The organism is Flavobacterium kochi, assembly GCF_048286715.1.
In the GTDB taxonomy this organism is placed as follows: domain Bacteria; phylum Bacteroidota; class Bacteroidia; order Flavobacteriales; family Flavobacteriaceae; genus Flavobacterium.
The window spans coordinates 32,494-49,840 of sequence record NZ_JBLVPW010000007.1; the positions used below are offsets into that span (position 1 = coordinate 32,494).

General features: G+C 33.6%; 14 protein-coding genes and 1 pseudogene. 2 read left to right on the forward strand and 13 right to left on the reverse strand.

The window, feature by feature from the left end:
* Positions 1 to 90: 90 nt before the first annotated feature.
* From ACNQGH_RS07935 to ACNQGH_RS07975, 9 genes and pseudogenes are all read right to left on the reverse strand, one after another.
* Positions 91 to 3,084: a glycoside hydrolase family 3 N-terminal domain-containing protein gene (locus tag ACNQGH_RS07935; RefSeq protein WP_417955443.1), complete on the reverse strand. Its 2,994-nt coding sequence runs from the start codon at positions 3,082 to 3,084 to the stop codon at positions 91 to 93.
* A 13-nt stretch (positions 3,085 to 3,097) separates the two neighbouring features.
* Positions 3,098 to 3,580, reverse strand: a complete 483-nt coding sequence (locus ACNQGH_RS07940) for an ABC transporter ATPase (protein WP_417955444.1) — start codon at positions 3,578 to 3,580, stop codon at positions 3,098 to 3,100.
* Positions 3,581 to 3,614: 34 nt separating this feature from the next.
* Positions 3,615 to 4,388: a phosphatase PAP2 family protein gene (locus ACNQGH_RS07945; protein ID WP_417955445.1), complete on the reverse strand. Its 774-nt coding sequence runs from the start codon at positions 4,386 to 4,388 to the stop codon at positions 3,615 to 3,617.
* 33 nt (positions 4,389 to 4,421) lie between these two features.
* Positions 4,422 to 5,213, reverse strand: a complete 792-nt coding sequence (locus ACNQGH_RS07950; protein WP_417955446.1) for a (Fe-S)-binding protein — start codon at positions 5,211 to 5,213, stop codon at positions 4,422 to 4,424.
* Positions 5,214 to 5,259: 46 nt separating this feature from the next.
* Positions 5,260 to 5,520 (reverse strand): annotated as a pseudogene (locus ACNQGH_RS21885) (phosphoheptose isomerase); the annotation flags it as partial.
* A 26-nt stretch (positions 5,521 to 5,546) separates the two neighbouring features.
* A complete protein-coding gene (locus ACNQGH_RS07960; protein WP_417955448.1) occupies positions 5,547 to 6,878 on the reverse strand; it encodes a 4Fe-4S dicluster domain-containing protein in 1,332 nt (443 codons plus the stop codon).
* A 4-nt stretch (positions 6,879 to 6,882) separates the two neighbouring features.
* A complete protein-coding gene (locus ACNQGH_RS07965) occupies positions 6,883 to 7,848 on the reverse strand; it encodes an MlaD family protein (protein ID WP_417955449.1) in 966 nt (321 codons plus the stop codon).
* A gap of 49 nt (positions 7,849 to 7,897) precedes the next feature.
* The gene (locus ACNQGH_RS07970) at positions 7,898 to 9,010 is read right to left on the reverse strand and encodes an N-acetylmuramoyl-L-alanine amidase family protein (RefSeq protein WP_417955450.1); all 1,113 of its coding nucleotides are present in this window, start codon (positions 9,008 to 9,010) and stop codon (positions 7,898 to 7,900) included.
* A 50-nt stretch (positions 9,011 to 9,060) separates the two neighbouring features.
* Positions 9,061 to 10,227, reverse strand: coding sequence for an N-acetylmuramoyl-L-alanine amidase family protein (locus ACNQGH_RS07975; RefSeq protein WP_417955451.1), 1,167 nt, complete (start codon positions 10,225 to 10,227; stop codon positions 9,061 to 9,063).
* Between the two features lie 83 nt (positions 10,228 to 10,310).
* On the opposite strand from ACNQGH_RS07975, the gene ACNQGH_RS07980 reads away from it, so the two are divergent.
* Together ACNQGH_RS07980 and ACNQGH_RS07985 are read left to right on the forward strand one after the other, a co-directional pair.
* Positions 10,311 to 13,058, forward strand: coding sequence for a putative LPS assembly protein LptD (locus ACNQGH_RS07980; protein WP_417955452.1), 2,748 nt, complete (start codon positions 10,311 to 10,313; stop codon positions 13,056 to 13,058).
* Between the two features lie 131 nt (positions 13,059 to 13,189).
* A complete protein-coding gene (locus ACNQGH_RS07985; RefSeq protein WP_417955453.1) occupies positions 13,190 to 13,570 on the forward strand; it encodes a RidA family protein in 381 nt (126 codons plus the stop codon).
* On the opposite strand, the gene ACNQGH_RS07990 is transcribed toward ACNQGH_RS07985, so the two are convergent.
* The 4 genes from ACNQGH_RS07990 to pfkA form a co-directional block, all read right to left on the reverse strand.
* Positions 13,551 to 13,925, reverse strand: coding sequence for a methylglyoxal synthase (locus tag ACNQGH_RS07990; RefSeq protein ID WP_417955454.1), 375 nt, complete (start codon positions 13,923 to 13,925; stop codon positions 13,551 to 13,553). The two genes, ACNQGH_RS07985 and ACNQGH_RS07990, sit on opposite strands and share 20 nt — an antisense overlap.
* A gap of 4 nt (positions 13,926 to 13,929) precedes the next feature.
* Positions 13,930 to 14,781 carry an N-acetylglucosamine kinase gene (locus ACNQGH_RS07995; RefSeq protein ID WP_417955455.1) on the reverse strand — a complete coding sequence of 284 codons (852 nt, stop codon included), beginning with the start codon at positions 14,779 to 14,781 and terminating at the stop codon, positions 13,930 to 13,932.
* A gap of 138 nt (positions 14,782 to 14,919) precedes the next feature.
* On the reverse strand, positions 14,920 to 15,924 hold the full coding sequence (gene gap, locus ACNQGH_RS08000; RefSeq protein WP_417955456.1) for a type I glyceraldehyde-3-phosphate dehydrogenase: 1,005 nt from the start codon (positions 15,922 to 15,924) through the stop codon (positions 14,920 to 14,922).
* Positions 15,925 to 15,999: 75 nt separating this feature from the next.
* Positions 16,000 to 16,986: a 6-phosphofructokinase gene (gene pfkA / locus ACNQGH_RS08005; protein WP_417955457.1), complete on the reverse strand. Its 987-nt coding sequence runs from the start codon at positions 16,984 to 16,986 to the stop codon at positions 16,000 to 16,002.
* Positions 16,987 to 17,347 lie beyond the last annotated feature (361 nt).

Consider the following 17,347-nt stretch of genomic DNA (forward strand, 5'->3'; position numbering starts at 1 on the left):
TTAAAAGCCATTCTTCAATAGCGTAGGCCAGTAGGAAATTGTTTGATAATTTCCTACTGGCCTACAGACTATTGACGGTTTTTAATTGCGCTATTTTACAATCGCATCATAAATTATTTCTTGAATATCTTCCCGAATATTTTCTTTGGATAATTTGTTTTCAGTAGCCAGTGGAAAAGTTCTATTGGATAAAAACACATAAACGATTTGCGTTTCAGGGTCGGCCCAAGCCATGGTTCCGGTAAAACCCGTATGTCCAAAACTGGTCATTGAAGCGCAGCCACACGTAGGTCCTGCCGTACCTAATTGCGGTTTATCAAAACCAACACCTCTCCTATTCCCTGCGGCACAAAAATAACAGGTATTGAAATCATTGAATGTTTTTTCAGAAAAATACTGATGATTCCCATAATTTCCTTTTTGCAAATAAAGTTCCATCATTTTGGCAACATCCATTGCATTGGAGAAAATACCCGCATGACCTGAAACACCCCCTTCTAAAGCGGCCGACAAATCATTTACATAGCCCTGCAAAATCTGATGACGGAAATAAGTATCCGTTTCCGTCGGCGGAATTCTGTTTTTATCAAACTTATTCAATGGATTAAAAGTCGAATTATTCATCCCCAGCGATTGATAGAAATTCTCCTGAATTAAATCATCTAATTTTTTACCGGTAGTATTTTCTAAATAATCTTTAAGAATCATAAAAGTAAGATCACTGTATTTGTATTCTTTTTTTAATGATAATTTACTTTTAATAATCATTTTCATTATCGTGTCATGAAAATCATTTCTTATAAAAAGACTGTCTCCTAATTTTTTAGAGAACTGCTCTTCAGCAACTTTTCTGAAATATCTTTCAGAAGGAAATTTTGATTTATCCATAGTAGCCTTATAAAAAGGAATCCCCGCTACAAGACCGGCATAGTGTGATAATAATTCCTTAAAATGAATATCCTGTTTATCTGAATTTTTAAACATTGGTAACATCGAACCCAAAGTGGATTCCATATTAATTTTTTGCTGATCGTATTGCAACATTACATTCGGTAAAGTGGCGAGAATTTTGGTTAATGATGCCACATCATACAGATCAGAATCCAACACTTTTAAAGTAGGATCATACGTATGATATCCAAATGACTTTTGATAAATGACTTTTCCCTTTCTCGCTACAAGAACCTGAATTCCAGGAGTCATTTTTGCGTTAATCGCTTTATTTGCAAGAATATCAATTTTTGATAAAATGGTAGAATTCATTCCTACATTTTCTGGAGTAGTAAATCCCAATCGGTTTAATTTTTCAGTTGTTAAGCCATCATTAACTTTGAAATTTGTATTTATGGATACAGGCAATTTCCCTTTAGCTTCAATAGCTCCAAAAATTAATTCCGCAGAGACTATCTGTGCAATATCACTATTTTGATACGAAACCACCAATCCTTTAATACCATCAAAATTAGTAACCGGTAATAAGGAATAGGGTTTAGCAAAAACATCCAGAATAACATTATTATTGTGCGCTAGATAATTGATTTTAAACAATTCATCAGCATTTAAATCTCCGTTTTTAAAAGCGACATCCGACTTGTGATATCCTAGTATTACCGTTGTGAACGGTTTCAATTTCACTTGTAAACTATCCAGATTAGTGTCGGCAACTACAGTTACATCCGCATATTTTTTTAGAGTGGAAATAAAAGAAGTATTGTTATCATCTCCTATTTTTACATAGGCTATTTTTTGTTTCTCTAAATTTTTAATCGGTAAAACTGCAGCTGTATTTTTCAAAACAGTAATTGCATTTTCATACAACTCGTATTGTAAGGCTTCATTTTCAGCTGAATTTAAATCCGTAAACAAAGTAGTCGTTTCAATAGGTTTATAAGAATTCAATCCCGCCTTGTACTTGAATTTTAATATTTTCTTTACAGAAAAAGCCAATCTTTCTTCACTTATTAAATTGGCAGAATAAGCAATTGTAAATTTTTCAATTGCTAACGGAACATCTTCAGGAAATAATAATATATCATTTCCAGCCATAAAAGCTTCAAAATTTATTTCGCTGGGCATATTAGTGTTACTAACGGCTTTCATATTCAAAGCATCAGTAAAAATAAGTCCTTTGAATCCCAATTCTTTTTGAAGAATATTCGTTACCACGTTATAGGAAATTGACGAGGGATAATTAAGTCTTGGTTCTAAACTGGGGACATTTAAATGTGCCACCATAACAGAAGCAAGCCCTTCATGAAACATTTTTTTGTACGGATAAAACGCTACTTGTTCTAAGTTTTCTTTGGAAGCATTAATTGTGGGTAATCCTTTATGGGAATCCGTTTCAGTATCTCCATGACCAGGGAAATGCTTGCCGGTGGAAAACACTCCTTGACTTTGAACCCCTTCCATTAATGCGATTGCTCTTTCAGTAACCTTGTATTTATCCTCTCCAAAAGAACGAAAACCAATAATTGGATTTTTGGGATTGGTATTAATATCAAGTACTGGCGCAAAGTTAAATTGCAAACCCAATCGTTTACTTTGAGCTCCCATTTGCACTCCGACTTTCTCTATCAATTTCATGTCTTGAATGGCTCCAAGAGTCATATTCCACGGGTATCGAGAGGTTGAATCAAGTCGCATGCTCAAACCCCATTCTGCATCATTACCAATAAATAATGGAATTTTTGACTTGGCCTGAAAACGATTACTAAGATTTGCCTGACGAACCGGACCACCTTGAAAGAAGATCAGTCCTCCAATTTTGTTTTCCAGTATGAGTTTATCAATTGCGTTGAAGTGTACACTATCTTTATTGGAATAAGCGGCAACCATAAATAACTGCCCTATTCTTTCCTGTAGATTCATTGCATTATAAATACTATCGACCCATTTATTACCTTCAGGTGATATTTCAAAAAGCGTCGGAATACCTGGACTTTTACTGTCAAGCTTTTCTATTTCGGTCGGGACCTTGGTTAGAATTACTTTAGGCTTATTAATTTTTGTTCCAACACAACCAGCGGCAACAAAAAGAAATAGGACATAAAATAAAACAATTCTGCTGCCTATTTTTTTCATTGAACTATTTTGTTTAAAAAAAGCGACTATGCCAGCTGTCCATGGCTGGAACTTCCCAGGATTCATTATATTCTTCTATATTATTTACCAAATTATTGAAAACGATTGTATTTTCAGTAACGGCTTTATCTTTTACCATTTTCTTAAAATCAATCAGAGGCTTGTGCGCAATGTGTTCCCCTAATTTAAAAGTGACATTCATTTTATCCAATAAATCGACATTGTATTTTTGTTCTAAACTTTGGATAAATTCTACAGAAGAATCGATAGAGCAACCCGTTGCAGCTTGAACCTCTTGATTTACGGCAATAATAATAAATCGATTGTATTTTAATTGATAGGATGATTCTAAACTGGTACCGTGTGCTGCCCAATTTTCTAGAAAGGACTGCAAGGCAGTTTCTATTTCAGAAAACTCCTCATCCGAAAATTTTCTGTTCGATTGATAAATCCAGATCTTAGATTCTTCTGGTAAATTTTCAAATGGAATATACATGTTATTATTTTTATAATTAATGCTATTATTATGATTAAAATGCAGAAACAAAACCAAACCCTACATGCTTTCCATCATAATACGGAACAAATGTTGATTTTTTACTGGCATTTTTTTTAGACGCCAATAATTTATTTACTGTAGGATATAGCCAATAGGCTGCTTTTGTACTTAGTATCCCTAGTCCTGCTCCGGCAACAACATCAGTTAGCCAGTGACGATTATTATACATTCTAAATACTCCAGTTCCTGCAGCGATGACATATCCTGAAATACCATACCAAATAGAAACATCTTTATATTCCTGATATACTAATTCCGCTCCCATAAAGGCTGTTGCAGTATGCCCCGAAGGAAAAGAATTAAAACCGGAACCATCAGGTCGTTCCACTTTGGCAATTCGTTTTAAACTATTCACCGTTAATCCCATAATTAAATAGGACGTTGCAAGAATGATCGTTTTATCTCTGCTATTATTTTTTCCTTTGATCCCAAAAGCGTCCAAAGCATACACAGAAGCGGCAGGAATATATTGCGAGAAATCATCAATCGAAAACTTCCTGTCTATATTTTCTTTTACCTCTTCTCTAATTTCAAAATTAACTTCTTCCAATTGGTCACTCCGAATTCCAATTATTCCATAGCTAATTAAAACCGTCGGAATAATCAATTGTTTTACGTTAAATTTAATTTGCTTCTTAGTTTCAATCTGTAAACTATCTATTGAATAGGTTTTATCCAAGGCCTGAGCCAATGAACCAAAACCCGTAAACATTATTATGAAAAATAGAACATTTTTGTAAATCATAATAAGGGCTATAAAAGTTAAAAGAATAGTATCCTACAAATCGTGCGCATTTGCAATAAGTTCGGCAATGTCCATCACTTTTACATCGCCTTCTCTTTCTTTATTTTTAATACCGTCAGTCATCATAGTATTACAAAAAGGACAACCCGCGGCAATAATTTCCGGCTGTGTTTCCAATGCTTCTTCCGTTCTCTCAATGTTGATTTCCTTGTTTCCAGGTTCAGCATCTTTAAACATTTGAGCACCACCGGCACCACAGCATAATCCATTGGCTTTAGAACGCTTCATTTCCAATAATTCGGCATCTAATTTAAGAATCAGATCTCTTGGCGCTTCGTATACATTATTCGCTCTTCCTAAGTAGCAGGGGTCGTGAAAAGTAATTCGTTTTCCTTTAAATTGTCCACCTTCAATGGTTAATCTTCCCTCATCTAATAAAGACTTCAAAAACTCAGTATGATGAACCACTTCGTACTTCCCTCCTAATTCAGGATACTCATTTTTCAGTGTATTAAAACAATGTGGACAAGCAGTAACAATTTTCTTTGCTTCATAAGCATTGAGAACTTCGATATTCATCATCGCCTGCATTTGAAACAAAAACTCATTCCCTGCTCTTTTGGCAGGATCACCATTGCAACTTTCTTCCGTGCCAAGAACTGCAAAAGAGACATTGGCACGATTTAAAATTCGTACAAATGCCTTTGTTATTTTTTTTGCTCTATCATCAAAACTTCCTGCACAACCTACCCAAAACAAAACTTCTGGTTGTTTACCTTGAGCTAGCATTTCGGCCATCGTTGGCACTATCAAACTTTCTGACATATATTTTTGTTTAAAGTTTAAAGTTCAGAGTTTCAAAATCTGAAATCTAATATCTATAATCTACCAAAAACCTGAATAGTAACTCTTTATCTACTAAATCAGTAAACTTCCCTCTGTAACGGCTAGCTTTTTCCAAGTGATTGTCAATCCAATGGTACTTTCCACCTCTAGGCTTTCCCATTACCATTCCATGTTGTTTGAATCCAATCTATTCAACCCTTCTTCAGGAACGTCTCTGTGTACCTCTGTGTGCCCCTGTTCTTGAAGAAAAAAAGAAAATAAAGGATCTTTCATCATAGAAGTTATTTTTATTTTAAAGGCCCAATAGCATCTTTACTCGTTTTTCCAATTTAATCGGTCTTGTTGGTTGTATTGCCAAGGTGCTCCATTATTTTCTATATTGCTCATCATTGCATTTATGGGCGTTGGTGCCGCACTTTGCTCCATGACCAAATAACGTCTCATATCAATAATAATAGATAGCGGACTTATACTTACCGGACATTCCTCTACACATGCATTACATGAAGTACATGCCCAAAGTTCTTCAGGTGTAATATAATCGTTCAATAATGATTTATTATCCGGAACAAAAACACCTTTATTAGCATCTATATTTCTTCCTACCTCTTCCAGTCTGTCTCTTGTATCCATCATTATTTTACGAGGAGACAATTTTTTTCCTGTTATATTGGCAGGACACGAAGACGTACAACGACCACATTCTGTGCATGTATATGCGTTCAATAATTGTACCCAATTTAAATCTTGAACATCACTAGCCCCAAACTTAGCTGGCAATTCGTTGTCTGCCACTGGCGCTGCCGCGAATGGATCAGCGTTTGGATCCATCATCATTTTCACTTCTTTCGTAACCGATTCTAAATTATCAAATTGACCTTGTGGCTTTAAATTTGCAAAATAGGTATTTGGGAAAGCCAACAATATATGTAAGTGCTTAGAAAAATACAGATAGTTCATAAAAATCAAAATACCGGTAATATGCAACCACCAAAATATTTCTGTGAGCAGCATCACTAACTCATTTGACATTCCATTAAACAATGGTGCAATAAATTGGCTCACAGGAAATGAACCTGCTTTGATAAAATGAGAAAAGCCGCCCGGTATATTTTGCAAGTGCAAATCAGAAGCATTCATTAATAAAAACAATACCATCAAAACAACTTCAAAATAAAGAATATAATTAGCATCCTTTTTCGGAGTACCTTCCAAATCAGTACTTGAAAATCGTTTCAGTTTGATTATATTTCTTCTTATCCAAAAAGCAAAAACAGCAACTAAAACTAAAAGAGCCAATATTTCAAATGAACCAATCAATATATTATAAGCAGTTCCCAAAAAAGCAAAAACTCTATGAGTACCAAAGAGGCCGTCAATAATTATTTCTAATAACTCTATATTGATGATTATAAATCCTACATAGACAACGATATGAAGCGCTCCTGCAACAGGTCTTTTTACCATTTTAGATTGTCCAAGAGCAATCATCGCCATATTTTCCCAACGCACTTTTGCATTGTCTTTACGGTTTATCGCTGCACCAAGATTTATATTCCGAATGATTTTTTTTATATTGATATAAAAATAACCAAAACCGATAGCTAATAAAAGGGCAAATAATATATTGTCTAAATAGCTCATAGTGCTAGTTTTTTTCTTTTAGTATCGTATCATTTTTTGGTGCAACATAGGGCTTATTTTTCTTTCCAAATAATGAAACATTAACATATCTTGTAGGAGCCAGTCTTATGTCCTGCAATAATAATTCCAATTCTTTTGTACTTGCTTTAATATTTTCGTAGAAAGCCTCATCGTGCAATAATTTACCCACAGAACCTTTTCCCGATTCTAAAGTACTCATAATACCGTCAACTCTTGCTAACGTTTTATTTAGATTTTTTACAGTTTTACCTAAATCCGCTTTGTTCAGTGAATCCGATATTTTAGAAAAATCCCCGGAAATTTTATTAAAATTCTTTACCGCTCCTTCTATTTGAACTTTATTATTATCTAATAAAGTATTAACACTTACGGTAGCTTTGTGAAATTGTTCTATAGTTTTACTTAACTCAGCTAAACTAATTTTCAAATTTTCCTGCCCGTCTCCATCCAAAACATTGTTAATTCCTGATATTAATTTATCGGTATTATCCATTATCTTTTCAAATTTTTCCTGAAGGGGGGCCAATTGATCACCAACTTTATCGGTAAGTCCTAATTTGGTATCTCCCACTAATTTTTGACCATCAACAGCCAGCGTTTTATCCTTAAAATTTGGATTGATTGCAATTTGTTTTCCACCAATAAATCCAGGCTCATAAATAGACGCAGTACTGGATCTTGAAATAGGAAAGTCCGTTTTTAGTTGCAGTTCCACCAGTAAATTTCCGGTGTTTTCATTTATTGTAATACTGCTTACCTTACCTATCACCAAACCGTTTAAAGTAACCGGAGCCGATGCAGCTAAACCTTCAACACTTTTATATTCAACATAAAATGTTTTATAATTTGTAAAAAGATCTCTTCCTTTCAAAAAACTATAGCCCCAAATGAATAATAAAATAGATGCAATGACTAGTATGGCAGTTTTAATTTCTCTCGATATTTTCAAAATGTAATTTTTTTGCAAAATTAATATAAAATATTTTAACTTGTACTTATTATTTTAATGCTTCTTGAATACTGATTTTTTCTCCGTTTTTAAATGCAATTAAATACGCTGAGGCATATCCTTTTGATTTTGCAACTTCTAAATTCTGTTTTGCAATTTTATAATCTGACGTTGACCCATATAAATACGTGTACAAAGTTCCGTTAGCTGTTGTTACTGAAACATTATTCAAACCTTTAAAATTAACCTGTTTTAATTTAATATTCTTATTTCCAGCTGCAATTTGAACTTTAAAAACAACTCCTGAGCTTTCCTTTTTTGAGGTGTCTTCTATCCGATTTTTAACTTTTTTCCCTGACAGATACGCTTCATTTTTCTGATTGGTATTAATTCCAAAATATTCTTTTTTGTACGTGATAATAGCATCGGCAATTGCTTCTGCCATATTATCTTGACCCCTTTCTGAATTCAGGTAAAGTCCTTCTTCATTATTGGATAAAAAACCCAATTCAATCAACACACTTGGCATATAAGCTGCATCTAGAACCCATAGGGGTGTTTGCTTGATGCCTCTTGACTTTCGATTCACTTTATTTCTAAAATTATTTTCAATTTTTGATGCCAAATTGATACTTCTGTTCAAATATTCCTCTTGTAAAATTTTTAATCCAATTAGCGTTTCAGGATTTTTGGGATCAAAACCTTTATAGGTTTGTTTATAATCTTTTTCCAATAATATTACAGAATTTTCATTTTTAGCTATTTCCAAATTAGTATTACTGCGTGACAACCCCATTACAAAGGTTTCAGATCCATAAGGATCTTGATTTTTAACAGAATTACAGTGTATGGAAACAAATAAATTAGCATGACTATTATTTGCTATTTTAGGTCTGTCGATCAATTCTATAAAAACATCCTTTTTTCTGGTATAAATAACGTGTATATCTTTATCTTTTTGGAGGTATTTTTCTAACTTTAAGGTAGTTTTAAGTGCAATTTCTTTTTCAACAAAACCATGATAAGAATTCCCCGGGTCTTTACCGCCGTGACCCGCATCTAAAATAATTATAAATTTAGGGTTGGACTGACAAAAAATAGTTGAAGACAAAAAGAGAAGTGTAGTGACTAGTGCATTTTTAATTTTTATTCTTATTTCCAAAATGTAAGTATTTTGACAAATTTAATATAAAATATTTTAACATCTTACGATTATTTAAGCGCTTCTTCAATACTAATTTTTTCTCCATTTTTAAAAGCAATTAAAAATGCAGAATCATATCCTTTATCTTTTGCATCCTGCAATTGTTTTTTTGCTTCTTCATAATTAGAGGTTTCTCCATACATGTATTTGTAGACCCTATTATCATAGTCTACCGATATATTTTTCAATCCTTTAAAATTTCTAGGTGCCAATTCCACTTTTCTTACACTGGCAGAAAGTTGTACCTTGAATAAAGCAGCTGCACTATCCATACTTTTCATTGGTCTTTTAAATTCGCCAGAATTGAAATTTGCTTTTGATTTTACAGCTGAAGCAGTATCTTTTATTGGTTTATCAATAATTTTCTGAGACGGCCTAACATCTATAACTTCCGTTTCCTCATTTCCGTAATAATCTCTTTTATAACTTACAATTGCGTCAGCGATGGCTCTGGCAATTTCATTTTGACCTTCTTCAGAGTCTAACAGATTTCCTTCAGCATAATTAGAAATAAATCCCATTTCAATCAGCACTCTGGGCATATATGCTTTATGAAGAACCATATAAGGCGCCTGTTTAACTCCTCCTCCTCTTATTTTTTTACCCAGTAATTCAAATGCGTCTTCCACTTTACTTGCCAGCGAAATACTATTATCTAAATATTCTTCCTGCATCAGGGTCATACCTATCATTGTTTCAGGAGAGTTAGGATCAAACCCTTCATATTTTTGTTTGTAATCTTTCTCTAAAGTAATAACGGAGTTCTCTTTTTTAGCAGCTTCTAAGTTTGAAGCCACTTTTGTCATACCCATTACATATGTTTCCGTTCCATATCCTTCCGTATTCCTGTTAGCATTACAATGTATAGACACAAAAATATTGGCATCGGCACGGTTTGCAATATTAGCCCTTTCCACTAAATCGATAAAAACATCCGTTTTTCTCGTATAAATTACGTCCATTTTAGGCATCGCTTCCAAAATCCTCCCCACCTTTAGTACAACGGCCAGGGCTATATTTTTCTCTACATGTCCATTATAAACAGCCCCAAAATCATGAGCGCCATGACCGGCATCTAAGGTTACTTTAAATATATTGGATTGACTATAGCTGTCAAAAGAGACTATAGCCAGAAGGAGTATAAATGTTATTTTTATTTTATATGAAATACGCATAAATTCAAAAGTTAATTTTAATTAAAACACAACGGTTATAAATTCTTAATTTGATTATTTTTGCCAAAAAATAATATGTAAGTTTGACATGTCAAAAAACAGGCCATAATTTTACAAAAATAGCATTTAAACCTTTGCATACAAACTTATTTAATATCGTTTTATTATCAATTTTCCTAACAATAGGAACTGGTAAATTATATTCCCAAGAGATACCAAAAAAATCTTCCGTACAACCTGCTAAAAAACCAATAGACAACTCCAAAACCGTTGCTAAAAATACTGGAAACGCGACCGAAATTATAAAAAAAGAGACCGATTCGATAAAAAAAGACAGTATCAAACCAAAAAAAGCATTTCTGGACGGAAAAGTAAAATACAAAGCTGAAAAGTATGCAAAAATAGATCAGAAGAAAAAACTCATCACTTTATATGATAAAGCAGAGCTTTACTATCAAGACATAGAACTGACATCAGGCATTATCGTCATGGATTATGAAAAGAACGAAGTCTACGCTGGCCGAATAAAAGATTCTACAGGAGCCTATACACAATACCCTAATTTCAAACAAGGCGCAAATGTGGTGGAACCTGACTCCATTCGTTTTAATTTTAAAACAAAAAAAGCGTTGATCTGGAATTCCAGATCGGATCAGGGGGAATTTAAAATAAAAGCAGCTGTTACCAAAAAAGAAAATGATTCTGTCTATTTTCTAAAAAAAGCAAAATTCACAACTTCAAAAGACGTTGATAATCCAGAATATTATTTTCAAACCAATAAAGTTAAATTTATTCCTGGTAAAAAAGTGGTGACTGGTTTAACCTATATGGTTGTTGCTAATGTCCCAACTCCAATAGCGTTGCCTTTCGCTTTTTTTCCCATGAGCAAAGAAACCAGCATTTCCGGATTGATTTTACCCAGTTATAATGACTCTAATACACGAGGTTTTTCGTTACAAAACGGAGGTTATTATTTTGCTCTTAGTGACAATTATGATCTGACTGTTTTAGGAGATTATTATACAAATGGCAGTTACGGTCTGCGTTTTGAATCAAGTTACGCTAAACGGTATAAATATCGCGGTAATTTAAACGTACGATTTGAAAATTTAATTAGCAGCGAAAGAGGTTACCCTGACTATTCGAAACAGAAAATATACAACATACAATGGTCTCACTCCAAAGATTCTAAATCGACCCCAAACTCCAGTTTTTCTGCTTCGGTCAACCTTGGAAGCAGTAAATATTTCAGGCAATCCATAAATCAGGCTAATGTAGGTTCTAGTCTTAATAATACATTAAGTTCGTCGATTTCTTATAGCAAAACATTCAATTCCGTACCACAAGTCAGAATGTCATTGACGGCGACCCATTCTCAAAATACTCAAACTGAAGAAATCAATATGACTTTACCAACACTGCAGGTAAGTGTGGATCGCATCTATCCTTTTGTGGGAAAAGACGGTGTCAAAAAAGGTTTCTTTAAAAATATCAATCTGCAATATAATTTAAACGGCAGAAACAGCATTGTTACCAATGACTCTTTATTTTTTAAACCTCAAATGTTCAGAGATGCAAAAAATGGTATTGAACACACTATTCCATTGAGTACCAATTTTAAATTATTCAAATATTTCAGCGCTTCCTCCTCTTTCAATTACAAAGAAGTTTGGTATACCAAAACGATAAAAAGAAGCTATGATGATGAGCAAAGTAAAGTAGTTGACAATACTGTAAATGGATTTGATGCTTACAGAACCTATTCCTTTTCGTCAAGTTTGGGAACGACAATTTATGGTACATTTAATTTTGGAGCAGATAAAAAAATAAAATCGATTCGCCACGTCATGCGCCCTTCTCTTTCGTATGGCTATACACCTAGTTTTGAGAAATATTATGACACCTATGCCTCAGATGCAACCGGAGCGATGATAAAACAATATTCTCGATTTGAATCTGGGATTTTTGGAGCGCCAGGTATATCAAACTCAAATACTTTAGGTTTTGATTTAAGCAATACTTTTGAGGCTAAAGTTACAGATAAAGACACCACTAAAGTGGAACCAAAAAAGATAATGCTGCTCAACAATTTAAACCTTTCAACGAGTTATAATCTAAATGCTGATGGAGTTACTTCCCTTGCTTTTTCACCAGTGAGAGTAAGCGGAGGAACACAACTTTTTGCCAATAAAATGAATGTCAATTTTGGAGCTACCTTAGATCCTTATGCTATCGATAATTCAGGCACCCGAATTAATGTTTTTAATATTAATAATGGAGGAAGTCTCTTTAGGATGACAAGTGCCAATATGACTTTAAATTATGCTATTTCAAGTAAAGAAAAAGATAAAACTAAGAAAGACAAAAACGTTCAAAGTCAAAGAAATGGAGGTCGGGAAGATGATTTATTCGGAACAAATACTGATTTAGCCGATAACCGAAAAAGTCAATTCGATGACACCGAAGAAGATGGTGAAGATAAAATCACTGAATTTTTTAATTCAAAACTACCTTGGGACATGACCTTTGCGTATTCACTGACTTACGGCAACAACAACAGAGAAAAGAAAATCATCGGCAATTCGATCATGATTTCGGCTAATGCAGATATAACTCCTAAATGGAAAGCAGGCGTATCAACCGGTTTTGATTTTGTACAAAAAGGAGTAACATTCACCCAGCTTCGTTTTGAAAGAGATTTATTAAGCTGGAGAATGGATTTCAATTGGACACCTTTTGGAACAAATGCCAATTGGAGTTTCTTCATAGGGATAAAATCAGGCGTATTGAGCGATATAAAATGGGATAAGCGAAGTCGTACCAGCCGATAAGTACCTGGCTACTCTTGCTGAATAAACTAAATACTCAAAACTCATTCTGTGTAATAGATAGTAGCCATTTTAAGAAAATAATTATACTTTTATATTGCCAGTTCAAATACTAAATCAACACTTCCATTTTTATGAAAAAGATAATTTTTACCGAAAATGCTCCTGCGCCAATTGGCCCCTATAATCAAGCTGTTCTTACAGGAAATACGCTTTATACATCTGGTCAAATTGCAATAAATCCAGCTACAGGAGAATTGACTATAGCTACTATTGAAGGCGAAACCCAACAAGTGATGCAAAATATGAAAGCAGTTTTAGAAGCTGCCGGCATGACCTTCGAAAACGTGGTAAAGACCACAATATTCATAATGGACATGAATCATTTCGGAAAAATAAATACCGTTTATGGTTCTTATTTTAACGAAAAAACCGCTCCAGCTCGTGAAACGGTTCAAGTGGCTTGTTTGCCAAAAAATGTAAATGTAGAAATTTCTATGATTGCAATGCTATAGCATTTAGTAGTAATTGTGCCGTTGCTTCATTAGTAGCCAATGGCACATTATGAACATCACAGACACGAATTAACATATTGATATCAGCCTCATGAGGGTGACTTGACAAAGGATCTTTAAAAAAGAAAACCATTTGCGTTTTACCTTCTGCAACCCTGGCTGCAATTTGAGCATCACCTCCCAAAGGACCTGACAGCATTTTTGTCACTTTGAAACCCGAATTTTCAGCTTTACCTCCAGTTGTTCCAGTTGCAATCAACTTTATTTTTTCTTCTTGTAAAAGAACTTTGTTTTTTTCTAAAAACTGAACTAAATCAGCTTTTTTACCATCATGTGCAATAATTGCAATTTCCATAAAATTATTTATTAGCTATATGATACGCAATAAGTCCGTCAATTGGTCTTCTTAGTACATTACCCAGTTTCAATTCATATTTATCAAAAGTCTCTTGCAGCTCCTCTTTCAGGTAAAAGGCAATTGAACCTACGAAGTGAACCGGTACTTCTTTACAATTATCATATTGTTTAATATAATTTTTTACAAACGATTTCATTCCTTTGTAAATTATTTTTTTACAAAATTCAGTTTCTTTATGCTGAATTAAGAACTTGGCAAATGTTGCTAAATAAGCATTGGGATTCGGCTCTTTATATAATTTGCTTTTAACTGAGTCTGGATCCAAATCGTACTCTTTTTCAAATTCTACTGCCAATTCTTTTGGCATTTTATTGAAATAATATTTTCTGATCAATTCTTTTCCAAAAACATTACCGCTACAATCATCCATAACGATATAACCCAATGATTGCACTTTTTGATGCAATTCTTTTCCATCAAAATAGCTACAGTTAGATCCGGTTCCTAAAATACTGACAATAGCTTTTTCACCTTTAGGCGTTGTCGCATAAACTGCAGCATAAGTATCCTCTTCAACTACAATAATTGCATTCGGAAAATAGTTTTGAAAAATTTGTGAAAGGGAAACTTTCATTCTTTCGGTTCCACAACCCGCTCCATAGAAAAACAAATGGGTGGCCTCTTTTTTATTTTGTAAAATATCAAAACGATCATTTAGACGTTCAATAATTTCATCTCCATCAAGAATTTCTGGATTTAACCCTAAGGTTTGTGTTGTGAATAATACTTTTCCGGCATCATCTATTGCAATCCAATCGGCTTTAGTAGAACCACTATCAACTAATAATCTCATTTTTTTTTTGGTTTTTTTGGTTTTGTGTATGTTATACTTATTTAAAATGTGTGCAGTATAAAATTTACATTTAAAAAAAGTGAACAAAAAATAAAATCCCGTTAAATATAATATAACGGGATTTGTAAATATAAAGAATTATTTTAAACCTGCAATGTGTACAGACAAATCAATTAATTTGCTAGAATATCCGTATTCATTATCATACCAAGATATAATTTTGAAAAAAGTCGAATTCAAACCAATTCCTGCATTAGCATCAATGATTGATGTTCTTGAATCAGAAACGAAATCCTGAGAAACAACTAAATCTTCAGTATATCCTAAAATACCTTTCATTGTAGTTTCAGAAGCATTTTTCAATACAGCCATAATTTCATCGTAAGTAGTTTCTTTTTCAACTTTTACAGTTAAATCAACTACAGAAACATCAGTTGTAGGAACACGCATTGACATACCTGTTAATTTTCCGTTCAATGAAGGAATAACTTTCCCTACTGCTTTAGCAGCACCTGTAGAAGATGGGATGATGTTACATGAAGCAGCACGTCCACCTCTCCAGTCTTTTCTAGAAGGACCATCAGTAGTCATTTGAGTTGAAGTTGTTGCGTGAACAGTAGTCATTAAAGCTTCAACAATTCCAAAGTTATCATTAATAACTTTAGCTAATGGGGCCAAACAGTTAGTAGTACAAGATGCATTAGATACAACTGTATCAGTTGCTAAAGCTTTATCATGGTTTACTCCCATTACAAACATTGGTGCGTCAGCAGAAGGTGCAGATATAATAACTTTTTTAGCACCACCTGTAATGTGTGCTTGCGCAGTTTCAATAGTAGTGAAGAAACCGGTACATTCAGCAACTACATCAACATCTACTTCATTCCATTTTAAGTCTGCAGGATTTTTTTCCGCTGTAATACGGATATTTTTTCCGTTCACATAAAGTTTTCCTTCTTTTACTTCAACAGTTCCATTGAAACGACCATGAACTGAATCATATTTTAATAAATAAGCTAAGTGATCTACTTCTAATAAATCGTTGATAGCTACAACTTCTACATTATCTCTGTTGAAAGATTCTCTGAAAACAATTCTTCCAATTCTTCCAAAACCGTTTATTCCTAATTTTACTTTTGACATTTTACTCTAATTTTTGTTTGTATTTATTTTAACTTATATCAAGTCTAATTTTCTCACACTAAACTTTAATCACTTCTATGTTGACATTATATCTGAAACTCTTAATAACTCTCTGTCAATTTCAGTTTTGCCTTTTATCGCTTGTTCCAGCGGTGTCAAGGCAACTTTTTCACTTTGCAGACCAACCATATAACATGATTTACCTTCCAATAGTGATTCAACCGCTTTAACTCCTAATCTACTGGCCAAAACCCTATCGAAACATGATGGTGAACCACCGCGCTGCATATGACCCAGAACAGAAACTCTCACATCATATTCCGGTAAATTAGCTTCAACATAATCTTTTAGTTCGAATACGTTTTTGCCAATTTTGTCACCTTCTGCAATCACTACTATACTGGAAGATTTTCCTGAAGCTTTACTTTTTTGTAATGATTCTAATAATCTTTCCAATCCTAAATCTTCTTCCGGGATCAGAATTTCTTCAGCTCCAGCTCCAATTCCCGCATTCAATGCAATATGACCCGCATCCCTTCCCATTACCTCTACAAAGAATAAACGGTTATGAGAACTTGCTGTATCCCTAATTTTATCGATTACATCCACTACTGTATTTAATGCAGTGTCGTATCCTAAAGTATGGCTTGTTCCAAAAATATCATTATCAATAGTTCCTGGAATCCCCATAACCGGAAAGTCAAACTCATTATTAAATATGAGGCCTCCGGTAAAAGTTCCGTCTCCTCCTATTACAACTAAAGCATCAATTCCTGCTTTTACAAGATGTTCATGGGCTTTTTTCCTGCCTTCAGGGGTTCTGAATTCTGTAGAACGAGCTGATTTTAAAATCGTCCCGCCTTTGTTTACAATGTTGTTTACACTACGAGGTCCCATTTCTTTGAAGTCACCTTCAATCATTCCCTGGTATCCTCTGTATATTCCTATGCATTCTATATTATGATAAGCGCATGTTCGAACAACTGATCGTATTGCTGCATTCATTCCTGGTGAATCTCCACCTGAGGTTAGAACACCAACCTTTTTTATTGTTTTTGGCATTATTTAAGTATTAAAGTGTAAAATTAGCAAACATTCAGCACTTTTAAAGCTGCATTTTTTATAAATTAGTAAAGTACCCCAAATTCAAACGTTTTCGTTAATAAGTTTTTAAAAAACCAAAATAAAACCTATTTTATTTAACAAAATTAAAAAAAAATCAATTATAATTTGATAATTAACAATTAATAAGATTTTTATCCTTCCTTTTAGGATTAGTACTAATTAGATACAAATTATAACTATTGGATCGTACTGTTACTTTTCGTTACGGTACGATCCGAACTCATTCCAGAAAATCACAAAACAATTATTCAGGCACTTCTAAAAGCAGTACGTATCTGATTATGCTTTACTATTCTAA